The organism is Spongiactinospora sp. 9N601 (genome assembly GCF_044326295.1).
In the GTDB taxonomy this organism is placed as follows: Bacteria; Actinomycetota; Actinomycetes; order Streptosporangiales; family Streptosporangiaceae; genus Spongiactinospora; species Spongiactinospora gelatinilytica.
The window spans coordinates 65,515-87,187 of sequence record NZ_JBIRBB010000002.1; the positions used below are offsets into that span (position 1 = coordinate 65,515).

General features: G+C 72.3%; 22 protein-coding genes. 17 read left to right on the forward strand and 5 right to left on the reverse strand.

Features of this window, described 5'->3' with window-relative positions; translation table 11 throughout:
• Positions 1-3 precede the first annotated feature (3 nt).
• On the forward strand, positions 4-648 hold the full coding sequence (gene lipB / locus ACH34R_RS03675; RefSeq protein WP_397559862.1) for a lipoyl(octanoyl) transferase LipB: 645 nt from the start codon (positions 4-6) through the stop codon (positions 646-648).
• Positions 649-669: 21 nt separating this feature from the next.
• Here lipB and ACH34R_RS03680 read toward each other — a convergent pair whose 3' ends face one another.
• Together ACH34R_RS03680 and ACH34R_RS03685 are read right to left on the reverse strand one after the other, a co-directional pair.
• Positions 670-1,590 (reverse strand): hypothetical protein, encoded by a 921-nt coding sequence (locus tag ACH34R_RS03680; RefSeq protein WP_397559863.1) that lies wholly within the window; start codon positions 1,588-1,590, stop codon positions 670-672.
• Positions 1,591-1,683: 93 nt separating this feature from the next.
• The gene (locus ACH34R_RS03685) at positions 1,684-2,238 is read right to left on the reverse strand and encodes a type 1 glutamine amidotransferase domain-containing protein (protein WP_397559864.1); all 555 of its coding nucleotides are present in this window, start codon (positions 2,236-2,238) and stop codon (positions 1,684-1,686) included.
• A gap of 291 nt (positions 2,239-2,529) precedes the next feature.
• Here ACH34R_RS03685 and ACH34R_RS03690 point away from each other — a divergent pair, with 291 nt between their 5' ends.
• The 7 genes from ACH34R_RS03690 to ACH34R_RS03720 are packed head-to-tail and all read left to right on the forward strand — an operon-like array spanning position 2,530 to position 11,832.
• Complete coding sequence (locus ACH34R_RS03690) at positions 2,530-3,726, forward strand: hypothetical protein (RefSeq protein WP_397559865.1); 1,197 nt, start codon at positions 2,530-2,532, stop codon at positions 3,724-3,726.
• On the forward strand, positions 3,723-6,404 hold the full coding sequence (locus ACH34R_RS03695) for a tetratricopeptide repeat protein (protein WP_397559866.1): 2,682 nt from the start codon (positions 3,723-3,725) through the stop codon (positions 6,402-6,404). Before ACH34R_RS03690 ends, ACH34R_RS03695 begins: the two co-directional genes overlap by 4 nt.
• A 1-nt stretch (position 6,405) precedes the next feature.
• Positions 6,406-7,287: a protein phosphatase 2C domain-containing protein gene (locus ACH34R_RS03700; RefSeq protein ID WP_397559867.1), complete on the forward strand. Its 882-nt coding sequence runs from the start codon at positions 6,406-6,408 to the stop codon at positions 7,285-7,287.
• Positions 7,284-8,573, forward strand: a complete 1,290-nt coding sequence (locus ACH34R_RS03705; RefSeq protein WP_397559868.1) for a VWA domain-containing protein — start codon at positions 7,284-7,286, stop codon at positions 8,571-8,573. The genes ACH34R_RS03700 and ACH34R_RS03705 overlap by 4 nt, the downstream gene beginning before the upstream one ends.
• Positions 8,574-8,621: 48 nt before the next feature.
• Positions 8,622-9,476 (forward strand): FHA domain-containing protein, encoded by an 855-nt coding sequence (locus ACH34R_RS03710; RefSeq protein ID WP_397559869.1) that lies wholly within the window; start codon positions 8,622-8,624, stop codon positions 9,474-9,476.
• A 6-nt stretch (positions 9,477-9,482) separates the two neighbouring features.
• Entirely contained in the window at positions 9,483-11,006 is a 1,524-nt protein-coding gene (locus tag ACH34R_RS03715) for a hypothetical protein (protein ID WP_397559870.1), read from the forward strand.
• A gap of 13 nt (positions 11,007-11,019) precedes the next feature.
• Positions 11,020-11,832, forward strand: a complete 813-nt coding sequence (locus tag ACH34R_RS03720) for a glutamate ABC transporter substrate-binding protein (RefSeq protein WP_397559871.1) — start codon at positions 11,020-11,022, stop codon at positions 11,830-11,832.
• Between the two features lie 83 nt (positions 11,833-11,915).
• On the opposite strand, the gene ACH34R_RS03725 is transcribed toward ACH34R_RS03720, so the two are convergent.
• Complete coding sequence (locus ACH34R_RS03725) at positions 11,916-13,037, reverse strand: lipase family protein (RefSeq protein WP_397560449.1); 1,122 nt, start codon at positions 13,035-13,037, stop codon at positions 11,916-11,918.
• 190 nt (positions 13,038-13,227) lie between these two features.
• Here ACH34R_RS03725 and ACH34R_RS03730 point away from each other — a divergent pair, with 190 nt between their 5' ends.
• A complete protein-coding gene (locus tag ACH34R_RS03730) occupies positions 13,228-13,986 on the forward strand; it encodes a nucleotidyltransferase (RefSeq protein WP_397559872.1) in 759 nt (252 codons plus the stop codon).
• Positions 13,987-14,058: 72 nt separating this feature from the next.
• Positions 14,059-14,499 (forward strand): YybH family protein, encoded by a 441-nt coding sequence (locus ACH34R_RS03735; protein WP_397559873.1) that lies wholly within the window; start codon positions 14,059-14,061, stop codon positions 14,497-14,499.
• A gap of 13 nt (positions 14,500-14,512) precedes the next feature.
• Here the strand turns inward: ACH34R_RS03735 and ACH34R_RS03740 are convergent, their stop codons facing one another.
• On the reverse strand, positions 14,513-15,022 hold the full coding sequence (locus ACH34R_RS03740; protein ID WP_397559874.1) for a winged helix-turn-helix transcriptional regulator: 510 nt from the start codon (positions 15,020-15,022) through the stop codon (positions 14,513-14,515).
• Between the two features lie 82 nt (positions 15,023-15,104).
• Here ACH34R_RS03740 and ACH34R_RS03745 point away from each other — a divergent pair, with 82 nt between their 5' ends.
• Positions 15,105-15,539 carry a 4-oxalocrotonate tautomerase family protein gene (locus ACH34R_RS03745; protein ID WP_397559875.1) on the forward strand — a complete coding sequence of 145 codons (435 nt, stop codon included), beginning with the start codon at positions 15,105-15,107 and terminating at the stop codon, positions 15,537-15,539.
• A 42-nt stretch (positions 15,540-15,581) separates the two neighbouring features.
• Complete coding sequence (locus tag ACH34R_RS03750) at positions 15,582-16,568, forward strand: helix-turn-helix transcriptional regulator (protein WP_397559876.1); 987 nt, start codon at positions 15,582-15,584, stop codon at positions 16,566-16,568.
• Here ACH34R_RS03750 and ACH34R_RS03755 read toward each other — a convergent pair.
• Complete coding sequence (locus ACH34R_RS03755; protein ID WP_397559877.1) at positions 16,541-17,332, reverse strand: maleylpyruvate isomerase family mycothiol-dependent enzyme; 792 nt, start codon at positions 17,330-17,332, stop codon at positions 16,541-16,543. The genes ACH34R_RS03750 and ACH34R_RS03755 overlap by 28 nt on opposite strands.
• A 542-nt stretch (positions 17,333-17,874) precedes the next feature.
• On the opposite strand from ACH34R_RS03755, the gene ACH34R_RS03760 reads away from it, so the two are divergent.
• The 5 genes from ACH34R_RS03760 (at position 17,875) to ACH34R_RS03780 (ending at position 21,560) form a co-directional block, all read left to right on the forward strand.
• On the forward strand, positions 17,875-18,447 hold the full coding sequence (locus ACH34R_RS03760; RefSeq protein WP_397559878.1) for a DUF4956 domain-containing protein: 573 nt from the start codon (positions 17,875-17,877) through the stop codon (positions 18,445-18,447).
• Positions 18,444-19,229: a VTC domain-containing protein gene (locus tag ACH34R_RS03765; protein WP_397559879.1), complete on the forward strand. Its 786-nt coding sequence runs from the start codon at positions 18,444-18,446 to the stop codon at positions 19,227-19,229. Before ACH34R_RS03760 ends, ACH34R_RS03765 begins: the two co-directional genes overlap by 4 nt.
• Positions 19,226-20,050 carry an SDR family NAD(P)-dependent oxidoreductase gene (locus tag ACH34R_RS03770; protein ID WP_397559880.1) on the forward strand — a complete coding sequence of 275 codons (825 nt, stop codon included), beginning with the start codon at positions 19,226-19,228 and terminating at the stop codon, positions 20,048-20,050. Before ACH34R_RS03765 ends, ACH34R_RS03770 begins: the two co-directional genes overlap by 4 nt.
• A 306-nt stretch (positions 20,051-20,356) precedes the next feature.
• Positions 20,357-20,920, forward strand: a complete 564-nt coding sequence (locus ACH34R_RS03775) for a ClpP family protease (protein WP_397560450.1) — start codon at positions 20,357-20,359, stop codon at positions 20,918-20,920.
• Between the two features lie 13 nt (positions 20,921-20,933).
• Positions 20,934-21,560, forward strand: coding sequence for an ATP-dependent Clp protease proteolytic subunit (locus ACH34R_RS03780; RefSeq protein ID WP_397559881.1), 627 nt, complete (start codon positions 20,934-20,936; stop codon positions 21,558-21,560).
• The last annotated feature ends 113 nt before the right edge of the window (positions 21,561-21,673 follow it).

Consider the following 21,673-nt stretch of genomic DNA (forward strand, 5'->3'; position numbering starts at 1 on the left):
TCCATGAGGCAACGGCCGCTGTCGATGATCCAGGACGACCTGGTCGAGTACGAAAAGGCCATGGAACGCATGGCCGCCCTGGTGGAGGAGCGGCAGCGGGACGCGCGCCCCGACACGCTCTGGCTGCTCAGCCACCCCGCCGTCTACACGGTGGGCAAGCGCACGCTGCCGGAGCACCTGCCCGTCGACGGCCATGACATCCCGGTCGTGGCCACGGGCCGCGGGGGTCAGCTCACCTACCACGGCCCCGGCCAGCTCGTCGGCTACCTGATCGTCAAGCTGGGTGAGACGGAGGGCATCGTCGACTACGTCCGCGAGGTCGAGCTGCGGATGGTGGCCGCGTTGCGGGCTCTCGGCGTCGAGGCCGAGCGCCGGGACACCCCGCCCGGCTCGGAGCTGCTCACCGGCGTGTGGACGGTCCGCACCGGGCGCAAGATCGTCTCCATCGGCATGCGCCAGAGCCGCGGCGTGACCAGCCATGGGTTCGCCCTCAACGTCGATGGCGACCTCACCCCGTGGCAGTGGGCGGTGGCCTGCGGCATGCCCGACGTGGACATGACCTCGCTGAGCCGCGAGGACCGCCCGGCCGGCATGGACGAGGCGCGGGTGCGGGTGGCCACGGCCTTCGAGGCGACCGCCGGCATCTAGCCAGGCCGTTCAGAAGGCCGTTCAGAAGGAGGGCAGCCCCCGGGCATCGTCGATCAGCCGTCCGAAGGCCGGGTCGTCCAGGTCGCGTACGGCCCGGCGGGTCCTTTCCTCGGCGCGGGGATCGGCCGGTCCCGCCAGCAGCCCGTGGCGGACCGCCGACCGCAGCGCGCACACGAGATCCGACATGATGCGATAGAGCGCGACCCGGGCGAACAGCCGCCGGTCGGGCCCGCCGAAGTAGGCGGCGGCCAGCATGGGCACCAGGTCGGCCGGATAGTCCGCCTCGGCGGCGACGTCGCCCAGGTCGAAGGCCGGGTCGTGGTTGCCGGAGAGCCGGTAGTCCGTGATCCGCACCTCGCCGCCGTCCGCCGCGATCAGGGTCTGCGGCAGCAGGCCGTTGTGGCACGGCACGGCGGGCAGCGGCCAGTGCGCGAGGGCACGTTCGATGTCGGCGACGGCGGGCAGCCGGTCGGCGTGCCCGTCCGGCACCGGCAGCCCGTGCCGCCGGCACCGGCCCAGCAGGCCCTCCAGCTCGGCGAAGATCGAGAAATCGTTCGCGAACGCCGGTCCGGCGTGCAGCCGCCGGCAGGCTCGGGCGATGCCCGGGATCAGGTCCGGCTCGCGTACGGCGGCGGAGTCCAGCGCGCGCCCCCCGATGTCCTCCAGCAGCAGCGCCGGCAGTCCCGCGAGCCGGTGGACGACCTGCGGCCCGACGCCGCTGACCGCCGCCTGCCGGGTGTTGGCGATCTCGGTTTCCGGTTCGAGGGCGAGCCCGGCCGCCGCCACCCCGGGGTCGAGCACGCGCAGCAGCCAGCGCCGGCCGCCGCCCGCCTCGACCCGGGCCACGCGGTGGCCGCGCCCGCCCTCGATCTCGGTGATCGTCACCGGGCCTCCGGCCCAGGCGGTGATCAGCGGGATCGGGTCCGCGGACGGATCGGGCATCCAGGAGTCTCCCTTGGCCTGTGGTCAGACCAGTTGATCTGCCGGTGACTCCGTGGCGTTACAGGCGGTCCGCATACCGGACGCGGCGGCCGGTCAGGGCTCGACGGCCACCATGGCGTCCACCGCGGCCTGGCCGAACGCCTTGAGGTCGTCCGGCTTGCGGCTGGTGACCAGCAGGTTCGGGCCGTCCGTGCAGATGACGACCTCCTCATCGACCCAGGTCGCGCCCGCGTTGCGCAGGTCGGTCTGGAGGCTCGGCCAGGACGTGACCGTACGCCCGCGCACGACGTCGGCTTCGATCAGCGTCCACGGAGCGTGACAAATGGCCGCCACCGGCTTGCCCGCCTCGAAGAATCCGCCGACGAATCGCACCGCGTCCCGGTCGGTGCGCAGGAAGTCGGGGTTGGCGACGCCGCCGGGGAGCACGAGGCCGTCGAAGTCGGCGGGGGAGACCTGTGTCACAGTCGCGTCGACCTCGAAGGTGTCGGCCTTGTCGAGATGGTTGAACGCCTGTGCCCGCCCGGCCCTGGTGGAGATCAGCCGTGGCGTGCCGCCGGCCCGCTGGATCACCCGCCACGGTTCGGTGAGTTCGACCTGCTCGACGCCCTCGGGCGCGAGGAGGAAGGCGATGGACTTGCCCTGCAGCATGGTTCCCCCCTAGATGCGCTGCTCGGATGCTCAGTACCGGCACGTTCCCGAGGAGGCGGGATCTATGCCGGGATGCGGGTGATGTGACAGGGTCACGGAGGGGTCACACAAGTACGGCGCGCCGACGAACCGGGTCGCACGCGGGACCGCAATGTACAAAGATTGAGATAAACGGCAAACTAGTCGGCCTCATGGACTGTCCAAGACTGAGGAGATCACCCAGCGGGGGCGGTCGATGCGGGGCGATGAAATGTGGGGCGGGGGAAAGCGGTGGGCACGAGCGGGCCGCCCATGAGCGCCGAGGACGTGCGAGACGCCCTGCGGCGACGTCGTGGTGAGCGCGACCGGCTGTCCGCCGACCTGCTCGACCTGGAGCGGCACCCCGGCCACCAGTTGCTCAAGGGGGCCGCGCTCGGTGGGGAGACCGGACGCCGCTGGGACGAGGCGCAGGCCGGCATCGCCACGCTGTGGTGGCTGTTCGACGCCTACAGCCGGGTGCTGGCGCGGGCCGAGGAGATCGCCGACGGCGGGCGGCGGCTCGGCGGCTCGGAGCTGGAAACGCTCACCGACCTGCTGCGCGGCCCGTCGGTGGAGATGAAGGTCGAGGACGTGCCCGTGGAGCGGCGCTCCCTCGTACGCCCGACCGCGGAATGGCTCACCCTCGACCAGGTCATGGCCCGGATGGACACCGCCTACCAGGGCAGCGCGCAGACCGTCGCCGCCGCCGACGCCGCCTGGAGCGTGCTCGCCCCCCGGCTGAACGAGGCGGAGGCCGCCCTGCGGGCCGCCGGCGACGTGCTCGCCCGGCTCGGCGGCACCGACGACGAACTCGACCGCATCGGCGCCGACCTGCTCAGACTGCGCGACGAGGCCCGCGCCGACCCGCTCGCCTACGCCGGCGGCGACCCGTGCGAGCTGGTGGCCCTCGACGCGATGCTCGCCGAGCTGGCCGAACGCCGCCGCGTGCTCGAACAGGCCCTGCGCATCAAGGACGACTACCAGCGGCGGTCCGACGAGGTGGCCATGCGCATCTCCGGGGTGGCCGAGGCGGAGGCGGAGACCCGCGCGGCCTGCGAGAACGCGCTCGTCAAGATCGCCACTCCGGTGCTGCCCGCGCTGCCCGGCCAGGCGGCCACCCTCGCCGACCGGCTGGCCGCGCTCACACCTCTGTACGGCCGGGCGGACTGGACCGAGCTGGCCGAACGCCTCGCCGACTTGGAGCGCGCCACCGCCGCCGCCCTGGACCAGGCCCGCGCCGCCACCGCCCACGTCACCGGGCTGCTGGACCGGCGCGACGAGCTGCGCGGCCGGCTGGAGGCGTTCCGTGCCAAGGCGGTCCGCCTGGGCATGGGCGAGGACTCGGCACTGGCCTACCTCTATCGGCAGGCGCGCGAACTGCTCTGGACGGCGCCGTGCGACCTGCGCCAGTCCACCGTGGCGGTGGCCGCCTACCAGCGGGCGATCAAGCGGATGGGAGAGGCCGGATGAGCGCGTGCATGCAGCCCGGCTGCACCGGGACCATGCAGGACGGTTACTGCGACACCTGCGGCATGCCCCCGCCTGCCGCCGCGCCGCAGGCCGCACCGCCGCAGGAACGCTCCGCGGGCGGCAGGCACGCCGCCCCGCCGAGCGGCCCCGCCTACCCGCCCCCACCGGGCGGCCCGTCCCCGGTGAGCGGCCCGCCCCCGGCGTACCCGCCGCAGGGCGGCGCGCCTTCCTATCCGCCCGCGGGGAGCGCTCCGGCGTACCCACCGCAGGGAAGCGCCCCGGCTTATCCGCCTCCGGGCAGCGCCCCGGCATATCCGCCGCAGGGCAGCGCGCCTTCCTATCCGCCGCCCCCGGGCCCGGCGCAGCCGGTCTCCGGCGGCCGGCACGCCCAGCCCGCCCCGCCGTACCCGCAGACCGGGCAGGTCCAGCCGCCGCCTCCACCCCCGCCTCAGCAGCAGTCCGCACCGCCGTCAATGCCGCAGCGGCCGGGGAGCGCGCCGGTGTCCGGCTGGCAGGGCGGCAGCGCCCCCGTCTCCGCGGGCTGGCGCGGCCGGGGCATCGACCTCGGCACCGCGCCCTCGACCGGCCCGGTGAGCGGGCGTGGCAGCAGTTCGACCCGCTCGCGGCGCAGCTCGCTCGGCGCGAGCCTGGTCGAGGTGCCGCCGGTGCCCTACCGCGACCCCTCCCAGGTCGTGCTGCGCGACCCGCAGGTCCCCGAGCACAAGCGCTACTGCTCCAACGGGTCGTGCGGCAAACCGGTGGGCCGGGCCAAGGGCGACCGGCCGGGCCGTGCCGAAGGCTTCTGCCCGCACTGCGGCACCCGCTTCTCCTTCACCCCCAAACTCGCCGACGGCGACCTGGTGTCCGGGCAGTACGAGGTCAAGGGCTGCCTGGCGCACGGCGGCCTCGGCTGGATCTACCTGGCCGCCGACCTCAACCTGGACGGCCGGTGGGTGGTGCTCAAGGGCCTGCTGGACACCGGCGACGTGGAGGCGCTGCTGGCGGCCGAGGCCGAGCGGCGGTTCCTGACCGGCGTGGACCACGCCAACATCGTCAAGATCTTCAACTTCGTGCAGCACCCCGACCCGACCACCGGGACGATGGTCGGCTACATCGTCATGGAGTACGTCGGCGGGCAGTCGCTCCAGGACATGCTGAAGGGCCGCCTTTCGGCCACCGGCAACCGCGAGGCGCTGCCGGTCGGCCAGGCCATCGCCTACATCCTTGAGGTCCTGAAGGCGTTCGACTACCTGCACGACCGGCAACTGCTGTACTGCGACCTCAAGCCCGCCAACGTCATCCAGGTCGAAGACCAGCTCAAGCTGATCGACCTCGGCGCGGTCCGCCGGGTGGACGACCAGGACAGCTCGATCTACGGCACGGTCGGCTACCAGGCGCCCGAGATCGCCAAGGACGGCCCCTCGGTCAGTTCCGACCTCTACACGGTCGGGCGCATGCTGGCCGTGCTGTGCATGCCGTTCAGCCCGGCGGTGGACAACCGCGAGGCCCCGCTGCCCAGCCCCGACCGCCAGCCGCTGCTCGCCGCCTACGAGTCCTTCCACCGCTTCCTGCACCGCGCCACCGATCCGGTGCCGAGCCGCCGCTTCCAAAGCGCCCAGGAGATGTCCGAGCAGCTCACCGGCATCCTGCGGGAGATCAGGGCGGCCGAGGACGGCAGGCCGCGCCCGGCGCTGTCCACCGAGTTCGGGCCGGAGCGCCTGGCGGCGGCCACCACGCTCGCCGCCGACGGCCCGCAGACCGGCCAGGTGCTCGACCGCCTGGCGGCCGACTCGGCGGTGGCCGCGCTGCCCACGCCGCTGGTCGATCCCGGCGACCAGGCCGCGGGCTACCTGGCGGGCATCACCGCGCGCACCCTCGACGACCTGGTCAGCATGCTGGACGCCGCCCCGGTGGCCACCCTGGAGACCCGGCTGGCGCTGGTCAGGGCACTGATCGAGCAGCGCAATCCGCGGGCGGCGGAGGTGTTGCAGCAGGCCGCGAACGAGGCGCCGTGGGACTGGCGGGTGCTGTGGTACCACGGGCTGCGCGAGCTGGCCTGGGGCAACCTGGCCGAGGCGCTGCGGCTCTTCGACGAGGTCTACTACCGGATGCCCGGTGAGCGCGCGCCGCGGATGGCGCTGGCCTTCGCCCGCGAGTGCGCGGGCGACCACCACGAGGCCGCCCGGCACTACGCGGGCGTCTGGCGTACCGACCGGGCGTACGTTAGCGCGGCGTTCGGGCTGGCCAGGGTGTGCCTGGCGGTCGGTGACCGGGCGTCGGCGACGCGCGTGCTGGACGAGGTGCCGACCACCTCCAGTCACTACATCTCGGCGCAGATGGCGGCGGTGGCGCTGGCCGTACGCGGACGCGAGCCGAACACGCTGCCCGCTGACGACCTGATGGTCGCCGGCGAACGGCTCACCGACCTGGACCTCGACCCCGGGCGGCACAACCGGCTGGCCGCCGAGCTGCTGGAGGTCGCGCTCGGCTGGGTCGCGGCGAGCGGCCAGCGGGGCACGGTGGGCCCGCCGCTGCTCGGCGCGGAGCTGAGCGAGAACGGCGTGCGGCGCCGGCTCGAAGGCGTCTACCGCGAGCTGGCCAGGGGGTCGGGGGCCGTCGAAGACCGCCATGCGTACGTCGACAAGGCCAACGCCGTGCGCCCGAGAACGTGGGTGTGAGATGAGCGGCAACTGTCCCCACTGCGGGTATCCGGTGCTGGCCGGGGAGACCTTCTGCGAGGAGTGCGGCCGGGCGCTCCAGGCCGGCGTCCCCGGCGCGTGCGCCGCGTGCGGGGCCGCCGCCATCGACGCCGAGGGCTACTGCGAGCGCTGCGGCCTGCGCCAGCCGACCGCCCGCGACCACGCCGAGGTCGAGGCGGGCCGCGCGGCCGGGGTGAGCGACCGCGGCAAGCGGCACAGCCGCAACGAGGACGCGATGGCGCTGCTCGCGGTGGACGCCGAGGTCGTCGCGGGCATCGTATGCGACGGGGTGTCCTCCTCCCCGCGCCCCGACGACGGCTCGCTGGCCGCCGCCGAGGCGGGCGCGGTCACCCTGGTCAAGGAACTGCGCGGCGGCACCGGCCCGGTGGAGGCCACCCGCGCCGCGGTGGCCAGGGCGGCCGAGGCCATCGCCGTGCTCGGCACCCTGCACGACGCGCCCGCCTGCACGTTCGTCTCGGCGGTGGTCGGCAGGGGCCGGGTCACCATCGGCTGGGTCGGCGACAGCCGCGCGTACTGGCTGGGGGCCACCCCGGCCAGGCTCACCCTCGACGACGCCACCGAGTCCGGGATGCTGACCGCCTGGCTGGGCGCGGACGCCGGCGAGGTGATCCCGCAGGTCCGCACCTTCGAGCCGGACGGGCCCGGGGTGGTGCTGGTGTGCAGCGACGGCCTTTGGGGCTATCTGCCCGCCCCCGAGGACATGGCCAGGGCCGCCCAGGACGCGGCCCGCGCCCCGCTGACCACGGCCCAGTCACTGGTACGGCTCGCCAACGACGCAGGTGGCCGGGACAACATCACCGTGCTGGTGATCCCGTTCGAGAAGGGAAGCACGCCCAAGTGACCGAGCAGCCGCAGTTCACCATCCGCGTAGACCAGAACAAGTACCTCCCGATGGACGGCACGGAGGTCCACGCGGTCCTCACCGTCGAGGCCGCGGGGCCGGTGGAGCGCCTGGCGCAGGAGCAGCAGGCGGCCGAGGTCATCATCGTGGACACGTCGGGCTCCATGTCCTACGGCAAGATCAACGAGGCGCGCAAGGCGGCCATGGCCGCGGTGGACACCCTGCGCGACGGCGTCCACTTCGCGATCGTCTCCGGCACCGCCTACGCGCACATGGTCTTCCCGCACGATCGCCACCTGGTGCCCGCCGACCGGGGCAGCCGGGAGGCGGCCAAGGCCGCGATCAGCCGGATGGAGGCCGACGGCGGCACCGCGATCGGCCGCTGGCTGCGGCTGGCCGCCGACCTGTTCCAGCCGTTCCCGCACGCGATCAAGCACGCGATCCTGCTCACCGACGGCAAGAACGAGCACCAGGACGCCCGCGAATTCGACGCCGACCTCGCCTACTGCACCGGCAAGTTCGTCTGCGACTGCCGCGGCGTCGGCGACGGCTGGGTGGTGGCCGAGCTGCGCAAGATCGCCTCCGCGCTGCTCGGCACGGTGGGCGACATCCCCGACCCCAAGGACCTGGAGGCCGACTTCCGGGCGATGACGCAGACCGCGATGGGCAAGGCGGTGGCCGACGTGGTGCTGCGGGTGCGCACGCCGCAGAACGCCTCGCTCAAGTTCCTCAAGCAGGTCTCGCCGACGCTGGAGGACCTCACCGCCCGCCGCGCCGCGTCGGGGCCGCTGGACGGCGACTACCCGACGGGCTCGTGGGGCGCGGAGTCGCGGGAGTACCACCTGGCGATCCAGGTGCAGCCGGGCACGGTCGGCCAGGAGATGCGGGCCGCGTGGGTGCGGGTGATGGTGCCCGACACCGGCGCGCAGCTCGCCGCGGGCAACGTGCTGGCGGAGTGGAGCGCCGACCCGGTCGCCTCCACCAGGATCAACCCCAGGGTCGCCCACTACACCGGGCAGCAGGAGCTGGCCCAGCTCATCCAGGACGGCCTCCAGGCACGCAAGGACGGCGACCTGGAGTTGGCGACCGCCCGGCTCGGCCGGGCCAGGGGCATCGCCCAGCAGTCCGGCAACGGTGACACCGCCAAGCTGCTCGACCGGGTCATCGACTTCGACCCGGAGAGCGGTACCGCCCGGCTCAAGCCCGACGTGGAGAAGGCCGCCGAGATCGCGCTGGACACCGGTTCGGTGCGTACGGCGCGGATGCGCAAGGAGCCCCAGGGCTGACGGCCCGGCCCGAATCCCGAGACCCGAGAGTGAGGAGGAGCACCAGCGATGGCGACATGTCCATCCGGCCATGAGTCGGAGGCCACGGACTACTGCGACATCTGCGGGACGGCGATGGGGGGCGCGGCCTCCGCGGCGGCCCCGGTCGTGTCCACGCCGTCGGCTCCTCCGGCCGCCCCCGCGGCGACCTCGGGGGGCGAGGGCGAGCGCACGGTGTGCCCGGACTGCGACGCGCCGAGAACGGGCCGGTTCTGCGAGGACTGCGGCTACGACTACGCGAGCGAGATGTCCGGCGCGGTGCGGATGGCCGAGCAGGCGCAGTCGGTGCAGGCGATCCTGGAGGGCCGGGGGGCCGGGCAGTCCGGACGGCTGTCGCCGCCGCAGGCGACGGCCGCGTTCGCGGGGCCCCCGCCGCTGTCCGCGCCGCCGCCGGTGCCGGTGTCCCAAGCGCCCCCCGCGCCTGTCACGCAGCCGTCGCCGGTCGCGGAGCCGCAGGCCGGCCTGTGGGAGGCCGTGGTCACCGCCGACCGCGCCTACTACAACACCGTCATCGGGCAGGGCGGCCCGGACGCGGCGAGCGTGCCGTTCCCGCCGTACTGCCCCGAGCGGCGCTTCCCGCTGGGCGGGCCGCAGGTCAGGATCGGGCGGCGCAGCCGCTCGCGCAACCTCAGCCCTGAGATCGACCTGACCGGCCCGCCACAGGACCCGGGGGTCTCCCACCTGCACGCGGTGCTGCTCGCCCAGCCCGACGGGTCGTGGATGCTCGTCGATCCCGGCTCGGCCAACGGCACCACCGTCAACGGCTCGCGCGACGCGCTGCCGCCCAACGTGCCGGTGCCGGTCGGCGACGGCGACCGCATCCAGCTCGGTGCGTGGACCGTGATCACGCTACGGAAAGGGTGAGGCACCATGACCGCGCCTCCACTGACGCCCGCCCCCGGCGGTGAACCGCAGGCGACGGCCGTCATCGCCCACCCGCAGGGGAACACGACGGCCGTCGTCGGCACGCCGCCGGACCCCATGCAGAGCCTGGCGCCCGCGCCCCGGCCCGCGCGGGCGCCGCGCCGCCGTACCGTGCCCGGGCGCATCCGCACGCAGGCCGCGGTGTGCCTGTTCGCGGTCGCGGTGATGTTCGGCGGCACGTTCTGGGCGATCGGCAACGTCCGCGACGGCCTTTCGGTCATCGGCGAGGACGCCGGCCCGCAGGTGGTCGCCACCGCCGACATGTACTTCGCGCTCAGCGACATGGACGCCCAGGTGGCCAACGTGCTGCTGATCGGCAGGGAGACCAGCCTCGGCGACGGCAAGGACAAGGCCGTGCGACGCTACGAGCAGCGCCGCGCGGAGGTCGGCAAGGCGCTGCTGCTGGCCAGCGACCTCGCGATGGGCGACCCCACGGAGAAGCGCACGGTCGAGGCGCTGCTCAACGGCTTCGGCCGCTACCAGCAGCTCGCCGAGCGCGCGATGCTGCTGAACCAGCAGGCCGCGCACCCGGCGGGCCCGCCGCCCGCCCAGGTCATCTCGGTCTACCGGGAGGCGACCGACCTGATGCGGCTGGACCTGCTGCCCAAGGCGTACAACCTGACGCTGGAGAGCGGCACCATCGTGCGTCAGACGTACGAGGAGGAGTACCTGGCGATCAACATCGGGCGGATCGTCGTCGGGGTCGTCGGCCTCGGCACGCTGGCCGCCCTGGTGGTGATCCAGGTCTTCCTGGCCCGCCGGTTCCGCCGGGTGGTCAACCCGGCGCTGCTGGTGGCCACCGTGACGGTGGGCGTGCTCACCGTCACCGCCGTGCTGCTGCTCGGCAACGGGGCCGAGGGGCTGCGCAAGGCCAAGGAGGAGGGCTTCAACTCGGTCCTCGCGATGTCCCGGGCCCGCGCCATCGGCAACACCATGCACGGCGACCAGAGCCGCTACCTGCTCGACCCCGAGCGCGCCGACACCTACGAGCAGGTCTACCTGGACAACTCCCAGAAGGTGCTGTTCACGCCCGGTGGCAGCCTGGACAAGTACTACGTCGGCGTCGACAAGGTCGTGGCCGCCTACCCCGGTTCGATCGGGTTCCTGGGCTTCCACGGCGACGAGGCCGGCAGCGTCATGAACCGCCCGGACGAGAAGGCGGCGCTGGAGCGGGTGCTGAAGGGCTACCAGCGCTTCCAGCAGGCCGACCGGCAGATGCGCCTGCTCGCGAACGCCCAGAAGGGCGCGGAGGCCATCGGGGAGCGGATGGGCGACCTGAGCCGCAGGTTCCAGGCGTACGACAACGCGCTCGTGGACCTCATCAAGTTGCACGGCGGGACGTTCGACGAGGAGATCAAGAAGGGTGACGCGTCGCTCGGCGGCTGGGACTGGCTGCTGCCCGGCGCCGCCCTGGCCGCCGCCGTGCTGATCCTGCTCGGCGTCCGGCCGCGGCTGAGCGAGTACCGCTGAAAGGAGACCCGTCATGCGCGTACGGCACGCGGTGATCGCCGCCGCCCTGGTCCTCGGCGTGTCCGGGTGCGGCCTGGCCGGCGCCCAGACGAGCACGATCGTCGGCAAGGAGACGATGATCGTCGGCGTGAAGATCGACCAGCCGGGACTCGGCGCGCTGAAGAAGGGCCGCAACGAGGGCTTCGACGTGGACGTCGCCGCCTACCTGGCCCGCAAGCTGGGCGCGAAGAACGTCGTCTACAAGGAGGCCAAGTCGTCCGAGCGGGAGAAGCTGCTCCAGCAGGGGCAGCTCGACTTCATCGTCGCCTCCTACTCGATCACCGCTGAGCGCAAGGTCAAGGTCGACTTCGCCGGGCCGTACTACGTCGCCCACCAGGACACCCTGGTCCGCGCCGCGGACAGCGGGATCACCGACGTACGCGACCTGGCGGGCAAGAAACTCTGTCAGGTCACCGGCTCCAACTCCTGGCGCAGGGTCAAGGAGGAGCGCAAGGTCAACGTGAGCCTGGTCGAGACGAAGACCTACAGCGACTGCATGTCCAAGCTGGCCGACGGCTCCCTGGACGCGGTCTCCACCGACGACCTGATCCTGGCCGGGTTCGCCCGCGAGTCGCGCAATTCGTCGGTCCGGTTCGTCAACGCGCCGTTCACCGACGAGCGGTACGGCGTGGGCCTCAAGAAGGGCGACGTGGCCGCCTGTGAGGCGATCAACCGGGCGATCAGCGAAATGTACCTGGACGGCACGGCCAGGGAACTGCTGGGCAAATGGTTCGGCCCCACCGGGCTCAAACTGACCGTCACCGTTCCGCAGTTCGAGGGCTGCTGAACCGCCTTTCTTCAAATGCGTGCCGAACGCGTGCCGATCCCGCCAGGGCGCCCTGGCGGGATCGGCACGCGTTACCGCCTGGGTCAGCAGTTGGAGAGGGCGGGCAGGCCCTCGAAGCGGCTGGACAGCCAGGCGATGGCGATCGGCGCGCCCTCGACCGCGCCGGTGGTGTGGTTGGGCGCGGGCAGCGGGGTCCACAGGACCTTCGCGCCCCGGTCGCACCAGTCGCGGCGGAGGGTCCGGCCGATCGCGATCGGGATGATCTCGTCGTCGTCGGCGTGGTACAGGTAGATCGGGACGCCGGGCGTCCGCCCGCCCAGCCGGTTCTCGTTCAGCCGCGCCTGCCAGGCGGGGGCGTTCAGCACGTCGGCCGTGGTGAGCTGGGAGAACCTGCGGCCGGCCAGCTTGTCGACGATCGCGCCGGTGCAGTCGTCGCGGATTCCGGCGAACAGCGTGCGGCCCTCGGCGGTGAGGTAGCCGTCGAGGTCGAGTTCGGGGTAGGCGGAGTCCAGGCCGGCGCCCGCCGCCGCGGCCAGCCCGAAGTGGGCGCGGCCGTCCAGGTGGTCGGCGGCGCGCTTGAGGTCGGCCGGTACGCCGCCCGCCGCGACGCCGCGCAGCCGCAGCTCCGGCGCGTACGCGCGCTGGAGCTGGGCCGCCCAGCCCGCCGCCGCGCCGCCCTGGGAGTAGCCGAGCACGCCGACCTCGGCCGACGCGGACAGCCCCGCGTCCGGCACCCGCGCCGCCGCCCTGATCGCGTCCAGTACGGCATGGCCCTGGGAGACGCCCGCCATGTAGGTGTGCGGGCCGGGTGTGCCGAGCCCTTCGTAGTCGGTGACCGCGACCGCCCAGCCGCGCGCCAGGAGCAGGCTGACCAGCGCGATCTCATTGTCCTTGCCGCGTTGCCAAAGCGCCGAGGGCGCGCACTGGTCGCCCAGGCCCTTGGTGCCGACCGCGTATCCGATGATCGGCCGGGTGCCGGGGTAGGGGGTCTTGGGCACGAGCACGGTCCCGGAGACCTGGACCGGCGCGCCCGTCGCGGACGTGGAGTGGTACAGGATCTTCCACACCTTCGCCGGCACCTTCAGCAATCTGGCCGGGTCATAGTAGAGGGTGACCTTTTGCGCCGAGACGACATCGCCGGCGGCCACCGCGCGGGCCGGAATCGCCGTTCCCGGGATGGCTAGGACCATGGCGAAAAAGACCATGCTCACGCGAACACGTAAGCTCATTTGGCCGTCCTTAGGAGGAGAGTGCGCAGGGGATCGGGACGGCGCGCCGTGAGCTGATACTTACTCGCGGGTAACCGCGTGTCAATGCCATTCTCAGGACGGCTGGAGTGCCATATCAGACCGGTCGGGCGGTGCCGGGGTCCGAAATACGTGAGACGGTTGGACCATGAATCCAGAGGAGGTCGCGGGCGCGCTGATCGAGCGGTTCGCCACCGAGGTGATGGCCGCCGTTCCGCTCGTCGCCCTCTGGGTGCACGGCTCGCTCGCCTCGGGTGACTTCCAGCTCAGGCGCAGCGATCTCGACCTGCTCGCGGTCATCGCCGAGACACCGGACCGCGACCAGGCCCGCCGGCTCACCGCCGTGCATCGCGGCCTCACCGACGACCATCCGCTCGCCGCCCGCCTGCACTGCTCCTACCTGGTCAAAAACCACCTGCACGACCCGGAGCGGGAGCATCTGACCTGGGCCTTCTCCGAGCTGTACCACCGGCCGGTCTCCCCGGTGATCCGGCGCGAACTCCTCCGCGACGGCGTCACCCTGTACGGCCCCGGCCCGACCGGCATGATCCCGCCCGTCACCGACGGCGAGCTGACCCGGTTCGTGCGCGGCGAACTGGACGGCTACTGGCGTCCGCTGACCGCCCGGCTACGGCCGTGGCTCACCGACGACTGGGTCGATTCCGGCGTGCTGACCCTCGGCCGGGCCACCGTCACGCTGCGCGGCGGCGGGATGATCTCCAAGCGGGAGGCGTTCCCGGTGCTGCTGGAGCTGGGCGCGCACCCCGACCTGGTCGGTGACATCTACGACCGGCGGTACGGCGGGCCGGTCCGCAGGTCACCGGCCTGGCGGCTGCGCCGGGCCAGGCTGGCCCGCGCCTTCGTGGGCCAGGGCATCGACCACGCGCTCGCCCTGCCCTCGCTCTGACATTCGCGGGTGTCGTGTCGTCGTACTGCCGAGAAGGCATGACACCACAGCGGACGGAAGGGACGGGCGGCGATGACCGCACTACGCGAGATGCACGAGGCCGAACTCCGGCGGCACATCGGCAAGGTGGTCGCAGGAATCGGGGCCAAGGACGTCGAGGCGCTGCGCCGGCTTTACACGCCGGACGTCGTGTCCTTCGACGTCGAGCCGCCGTTGCGGCACGTCGGGATCGAAGCGAAACTGCACAACTGGCGGAACGTCTTCACGCTCTTCGAGAAGGTCGCGTACGAGGTTCGCGACCTGGCCTTCACCGTGGGCGACGAGGTGGCGTACGGGCACTTCTTCGGCCGGCTCAGCGGCACGTTGCGAAACGGCACGGCGACCAGCGGAATGTGGGTCCGGGCCACGTTGTGCTTCCGGAAGATCGACGGTGAATGGCTGATCGCCCACGATCAGGTCTCCGTCCCGTTCGACATTTCCACCGGAAAAGGCGTGACCGACCTCACGCCCTGACGAGCCGTAAAGGTCACGGCTCCTCGGGCGCGAGGCCGCTGCGCCGGGCGAGCACCCTGGTCCCCGGCCCGGATGCGGCGCCCGGGCCGGGCAGCGCCCGCACATTGGCGGCGCTCACCGGCCGGCCGCAGCCCGAACAGCAGACCTGCGGGGTGAACTCCGCGCCGCAGTCGCGGTGGACCAGGCGCACCGGCGGGCCGCCCGCCGGTGTCACCCACTTGTCGCCCCAGGCCATCAGCGCCATCAGCACCGGCACGAGGTCGCGTCCCGCCTCGGTGAGGTGGTACTCATGCCGCGGCGGTCGCTCCTGATACGCCCGGCGCGCCACGATGCCGTCGGCGACCAGCGCCTCCAGCCGGCGGGTGAGCAGGTTGCGGGAGATGCCGAGGTTTTCGGCGATGTCGTCGAACCGGTGCAGGCCGAGGTGGATGTCACGCACGATCAGCGGTGTCCACCACTCGCCGACGCGCTCCAGGGACTGCCCGATCGAGCAGTGCATCTCCGCGAAGCTGGTCCGTTGCATGGCCCTCATTGTAGAGGGTTGATTCATTGAACTCACTACCTGTACGTTGTGGCCTGTACGAGTTCAATGAAAGGACTGACTCATGCCGTTCGTGGAGTTGTTCGTCCCCAAGGGCTCGCTCGACGAGGAGAGCCGCGACAAGATCGGCGGGCGACTGGTGTCCGAGGTGATGGTCGCGGAGGGCGCCCCGGACACCGAGGCGGCCAGGGCCATCTCCTGGCTGGTGGTGAACGAGATCGACGCCTGGTTCATCGGCGGCCGGCGGCTGCCCGCCGGGGAGAGGCCGAGGTACGTGGTGCGCGTGGGCGTTCCGGCCGGTTCGGTGAACGACGCCAAGCGCCAGGACATCGTCCGGCGCGTCACCCAGGTGCTCGCGGACGCCGACGCGGAGCCGGGGCGGTTCGCCGAGGCCACCACCGCGTGGGTGCACATCCACGAAATCCCGGAGGGCAACTGGGGAGCGCGCGGGGAGATCGTCCGCGTCGAGGACATCGCGGCCTTCGTGACCAGCGGGTAAGACCGCCCTGGCCACGGTGGGCGGATGGCATGCTGTTGGCCCATGAGCGACACCCCCGCCCGGCTGCTGCGGCTGTTGTCGCTGCTCCAGATCCCGCGCGAGTGGCCGGGCAGCGAACTGGCCGAACGGCTGGCGGTCAGCCCGCGCACGATCAGGCGGGACATCGAGCGGCTGCGCGACCTCGGCTACCCGGTGGCGGCGAGCCTGGGGGCGGCGGGCGGTTATCGGCTGGTGGCGGGCAAGGCGATGCCGCCGCTGCTGCTGGACGACGAGGAGGCGGTGGCCGTCGCGGTCGGGCTGCGTACCGCGACGGCGCAGGCCGTACAGGGGATCGAGGACGCCTCGGTACGCGCGATGGCCAAGCTGGAACAGGTGCTCCCGGCCCGCCTGCGGCACCGGGTCGCGGCCGTTGGCGCGGCGACCGTCCCGTTCGGGGTCGCGCCCGGCCCCGCCGTGGACCCGGAGGTGCTGAGCGCCCTGGCCGCCGCGGTGACCGCCCGCGAGAAGGTGCGGTTCGCCTACCGATCCGCGCGGGGCGACCCGTCCAGGCGGCTGGCCGAACCACACCGGCTGGTCGCCACCGGGCGGCGCTGGTACCTCATCGCCCACGACGCCGACCGCGACGACTGGCGGATCTTCCGGGTGGACCGGATCGAGGACGTCCGCCCCACCGGGATGCGCGCCGCCGCCCGCGAACTCCCCGACCCGGACGCCGCCGCCTTCCTCAAGGCCAAGCTCTACTCCACCGGCCCCGTCTACGAGGCCGACGTGACCCTGCACGCCCCGGCCGACCAGATCGCCCCGCGCCTGCCCGGCGGCATCGGTGTCCTGACCCCTGTGGACGACCGCGCCTGCCGCCTGCGCGCGTCCGCCGACACGCTCGACTACCTGGCCTTCAGCATCGGCAGGCTGGGCTGCGACTTCACCGTCGACGGCCCGCCGGAGCTGATCGCCCACCTGCGCGTGCTCGGCGACCGCCTCACCCGCGCGTCGGGCGCGGATCAGACCGGCGGGACCAGGGTGAAGTAGCGGTCGAGCACGTCCTTGTCGCCGCTCACCTGGAGCCGGTCGGCGGGGACCCGGCCCCAGAGGTAAAGTGCCAGGTCGGAGGCCGGTCCGGCCAGCTCGACATCGCCGGAGCCGGACGCGTCAAGGGTGATCTCGCCGCCGTCGAAGCGCGCCGTCCAGGCCCATGGGCCGTCGGTCGCGCGGAACGCGTACCGCTCGCCGCGCCCGGGCGGGGCCTGCCGCCACTCCCGCCGCGCCGGGGCCATCACCTCGAAGGTCTGGGCGACCATGTCGGCGGCGAGGGCGGCGTCGATCGGCTCGGGCACGCCCGTCGCGGCCTGCGCGTCCCAGCGGTGTACGGCGGCCTCGATCGCCTGCACCCGCACCCAGAACCCGACGGTCTGCTCCCGCGACCACGTCCAGGCCCGCCGGCCGGGGTCGGTGTCCTGGAACAGCGCGTACAGCTCGGCGGCCCCTTCCGCGAACCAGTCGATCATCCCGGTGGGCACCGGGCCGCGGTTGGGCGCGGTCTCCGGCCGGGGCCAGCCCGCCGCCTCGGCGGGCAGCCGGAGAAAGCCGAGGTCGCCCATGCCGGGCCAGGTGACGAGGTCGTCCTTGATGATGTGGCTCACGCCACGGTGCACGCCCCCCAGATGCGCGACCAGGTCGGTCACCGACCATCCGGGACAGGACGGCGTCAGCGGCGCTCCACCCTCCCCGGCCACCCCCCGGACCGCGGCCTCGAACCCCTGAACCTCACGCTGGAAGTACGGAACGAAGTCCATGCCCCAAGCCTGTCACCCGCCGACCCTCCACGCGAAGCACTTTCCCCCACCGACACGAACCCGCCCGGTACGGCCAGCGGAGCACGGTGGCAAAGACGACCGTGCCGCCGCGCAAGTCGGTACAGAAGGCCGCGGAGGAGACCTGTCCGGGGGGCCGAACCGGAGCGGTGACATCTCGCTCTACCGGTTCCACGTTCCGACGACGTCAGCTCGGTGGCCTACTGGTACCAGACCCTCCCGCACCGGCCGTTCGAGCTGCCGCCGGCCGCGCGCCGCCGCCCGTACCGCATGTAGAGTCCGCGCCGATCAGGACTTCGGTACCATACGTAGGTCCTTCCGGCGGGATTGATTCCGGCTGGGACCCCGGGCGGCTCAGGGCACTCGTCGCAGCCGCCCGGGGCTGACCTCCAGCACAGCACTCGGCGCCGCAAAGCCACGTAAACCGCCTCCATGAGAGCGTCCTCACCGACCCCTCACCCAGAGTTCACGCGCGATGGCGAGGCTGTTCATCGAATCGCCCGAAGTGACTCAGGGAGGACATCGTGCGCTCGGCGACCGTGGTGGGCCTGCTGCTGGATCTCGCCGCGATAGCGGCGCTGGCCTACGGCCTGTACTTCCGCCGGCATCACCGCCGCGACCTGCTGTTCGCCTACGTCGCGCTGAACGTGGGCATCTTCGCCGTCGTCTCGCTGCTCCAGGCGCAGCGGGTGGACCTCGCGGTCGGCTTCGGCCTGTTCGGCGTGCTGTCGATCATCCGGTTACGGTCCAACGAGATCACCCAGGGCGAGATCGCGTACTACTTCGTCGCCATCGCGCTCGGCCTGGTCAACGGCATCGCCGCGGACTGGCCGCTGACCGCCCTGTTCCTGGACGCCGTGCTGCTCGGCGTGATGTACATCGCCGACCACCCCCGGCTGCTCGAAGGCACCCGCCACCAGCTCGTCACGCTGGACCGCGTGCACAGCGACCCTCGCTCCCTGGTCGCCGACCTGGAGAACCGGCTGCGCGTGCCGGTGCTGCGCTGGGAGGTCACCGAGGTCGACTACGTACGCGAGCTGATGGTGGTGAACGTCCGCTACAAGGACTCCCCGGCGCGGCTCGGAGCCGCCCGGTGAACGGCGGGCGGGCCACGCCGGCCGACGTCGTGCTCACCGGGATCGCCGCCGGGCTGCCGCCGGTGGGGCTGGCGGAGGCGGCCGGCCTGATGTCCAGGATCGACCGGAAGTACCTGGTGCCCGCCGCCGCGCTGGCCGACCTCGCCGACCGGCTCGGCGAGCGCTTCGCCGTGCTCCAGATCGGCCGGCGCAGGCAGTTCCGCTACAGCTCCACCTACTTCGACACGCCGGACCTGCTCACCTACCGTCAGCACCGGCAGGGCAGGCGGCGCAGGTTCAAGATCCGCACCCGCGCCTACGCCGATTCGGGCGAACGCTGGCTGGAGGTCAAGCTCAGCGGCGGGCCCAGGGGCGGGGGCGGCACCGACAAGCACCGCGCCCCGCACCGGGCGGCGGGCCGCGCGCTGTCGGCCGAGGACCGCGACTTCGTCTCCGACGTCGTGCTGCGCGGCCTGCGGACACCCCCGCCCGACCCGCTGCTGCCGATCCTGACCACCGACTACCGGCGGGTCACCCTGGTCGACCGGGCCGGTGCGGCGCGGCTGACCTGCGACACCGGGCTGGTCTGCCACGACGGGCGGCGGGCGTTCGCGGCGCGCGGCGATTACGCGCTGGTGGAGTCCAAGTCCGAAAGCGGCGACGCGCCGCCCGACCGGGCGCTGCGCGCGATGGGGCTGCGCCCGGTCAGCGTCAGCAAGTACTGCCTGGCGGTGGCGCTGCTGCGGGACGCCTCGGCCGGCCGTTGGCACCGGGTCCTGCGCGACTACATGATAGAACGATGATCGATCCACAGTTGAGCGGCCGGGTCGCCCTGGTCACGGGGGCCAACCAGGGAATCGGCGCGGCGGTGGCAGTGGCGCTGGCGGCCGAGGGGGCCTCCGTCCTGCTGACGTACAAGCGGCTGGACCCGGGCGAGCACGCCGACGACCCGTCCTTTCCGGAGGAGTACGGCAGGCTCCGAGCGAGGAGCGCGGACGTCGTCGTACGCGAGATCCGCGACGCGGGCGGCACGGCCGAGGCCGTCGAGGCCGATCTGGCCGACCCCGCCGCGCCGGGCGTCCTGTTCGACCGGGCCGAGCGTGCCTTCGGGCCGGTCGAGATCCTGGTCAACAACGCCAGCGGCTGGCTCGCCGACACCTTCCTGCCCGATCCGGCCGACCGGTTCGGCCGCGGCCTGCGGCTCGTGGACCTGGCGGGGCATGAGCGGCAGTTCGCGGTGGACACGCGCGCGCCCGCCCTGCTCATCGCCGAGTTCGCCCGCCGCCACCTCGCCCGGGGCGCGACCTGGGGCCGGATCATCGGCCTGACCTCCGGCGGCTCCGGCGGCTTCCCCGGCGAGGTGTCGTACGGCGCGGCCAAGGCCGCCCAGGAGAACTACACGATGTCCGCCGCCCACGAACTCGGCCGGTACGGCGTGACGGCCAACATCGTCCATCCCCCGGTGACCGACACCGGGTGGGTGAACCCCAAGGTGGCCGAGGAGGTCCGCGCCACCGGGCCGCTGTACCACGTGGCGCGGCCGGAGGAGGTCGCGGAGGTGATCACCTTCCTGGCGTCCCACCAGGCCCGGTACGTGACGGCCCAGCGCGTCCAGATGTCGTGACGGCGACCGTTATCTTCGGATATATGAGCGACAGGTTAATTAGCCGACGGCATAATTCGCTTCCAGCTTGATTTCGCCGGCCGGAATCGGCGGTCCCGCGATTGGCCTACAGCTAAAAAGTGCCTGCCGGGGCCGGACCTGGGGTTAGCGTTTTGAACACGCGCTTCCTGCGCGTCGATTCGTTTGAACCCGGCACATGGTGAGAAGCAGGTGAGGCACATGAACACCCCGTGGCACACCCCAGGTCCGGCGGCCCACGAGTACATCGCGCCCATCCGGGCGCGCAGCACCGAGCCCCCCGCGCAGATGCTGACCCAGGAGACCTACCAGCGGTTGCTCCGGCAGCGCATCGTCTTCCTCGGCCAGGAGGTGGACGACGAGATCGCCAACCGCATCTGCGCGGAATTGCTGCTGCTGAGCGCCGAAGATCCGCAGCGCGACATCTTTCTCTACATCAACTCCCCGGGCGGCTCGGTCACCGCGGGGATGGCCATTTACGACATGATGCAGTTCATTCCCAATGACGTGGCCACCGTCGCCATCGGTTTCGCCGGGTCGATGGGGCAGGTCCTGCTGACCGCCGGGGCCGCGGGCAAGCGCCACTCGCTGCCCTACACCCGGGTGATGATGCACCAGCCCTCGGGCGGCATCGGCGGCACCGCCTCCGACATCGCGATCCAGGCCGAGCAGATGGTCTACGTCAAGCAGACCCTCGCCGAGCGCATCGCCTTCCACAGCGGGCGCTCGGTCGAGCAGATCCGCGCCGACTGGGACCGCGACCGCTGGTTCACCGCCGTGGAGGCCAAGGACTACGGCCTGCTCGACGAGGTCGTGCCCAGGGCGACCCACCTGACGTCCAACGGTTCCTGATCGGAGGAGGCGCATGTTCGAGAGCAGGCACGTGGTCCCGTCGTTCGTGGAGCGCACGACCTACGGGGTCAAGGAGACGAGCCCGTACAACAAGCTGTTCGAGGACCGGATCATCTTCCTCGGCGTGCAGGTGGACGACACCTCGGCCAACGACGTCATGGCCCAGCTCCTGACCCTGGAGTCGATGGACCCCGACCGTGACATCAGCATCTACATCGACTCGCCGGGCGGGTCGTTCACCTCGATGCTGGCGATCTACGACACCATGCAGTACATCCGGCCCGAGGTGCAGACCTTCGTCCTCGGGCAGGCGGCCTCGGCCGCGGCGGTGCTGCTGGCCGCCGGGGCGCCGGGCAAGCGGTTCGCGCTGCCGCACTCTCGCATCCTGGTCCACCAGCCCTGGATCGAAGGCGGCCGGGGCAGCGGCAGCGACCTGGAGATCCAGGCCCGCGAGGTGCTGCGGCTGCGCGACATGCAGAACGTACTGCTCGCCCGGCACACCGGCCAGCCGCTCAACAAGGTCGCCGCCGACCTCGACCGCGACAAGATCCTGATGCCGGAGGAGGCGAAGGGCTACGGCCTGATCGACGACGTCATCACCTCCAGAAAGCGACGGTCCACCCCCACCGGCCGGCCGTAATACGGCCGGCAGCGGCGGCTTTTGCCGCGATTGAGTAGAGAGTGGACGGGAAAATGGTCACCGGCACCCGGGAGAGTGCCTTGACCGGTCGGATCGACCGGTCCCTCATCCGC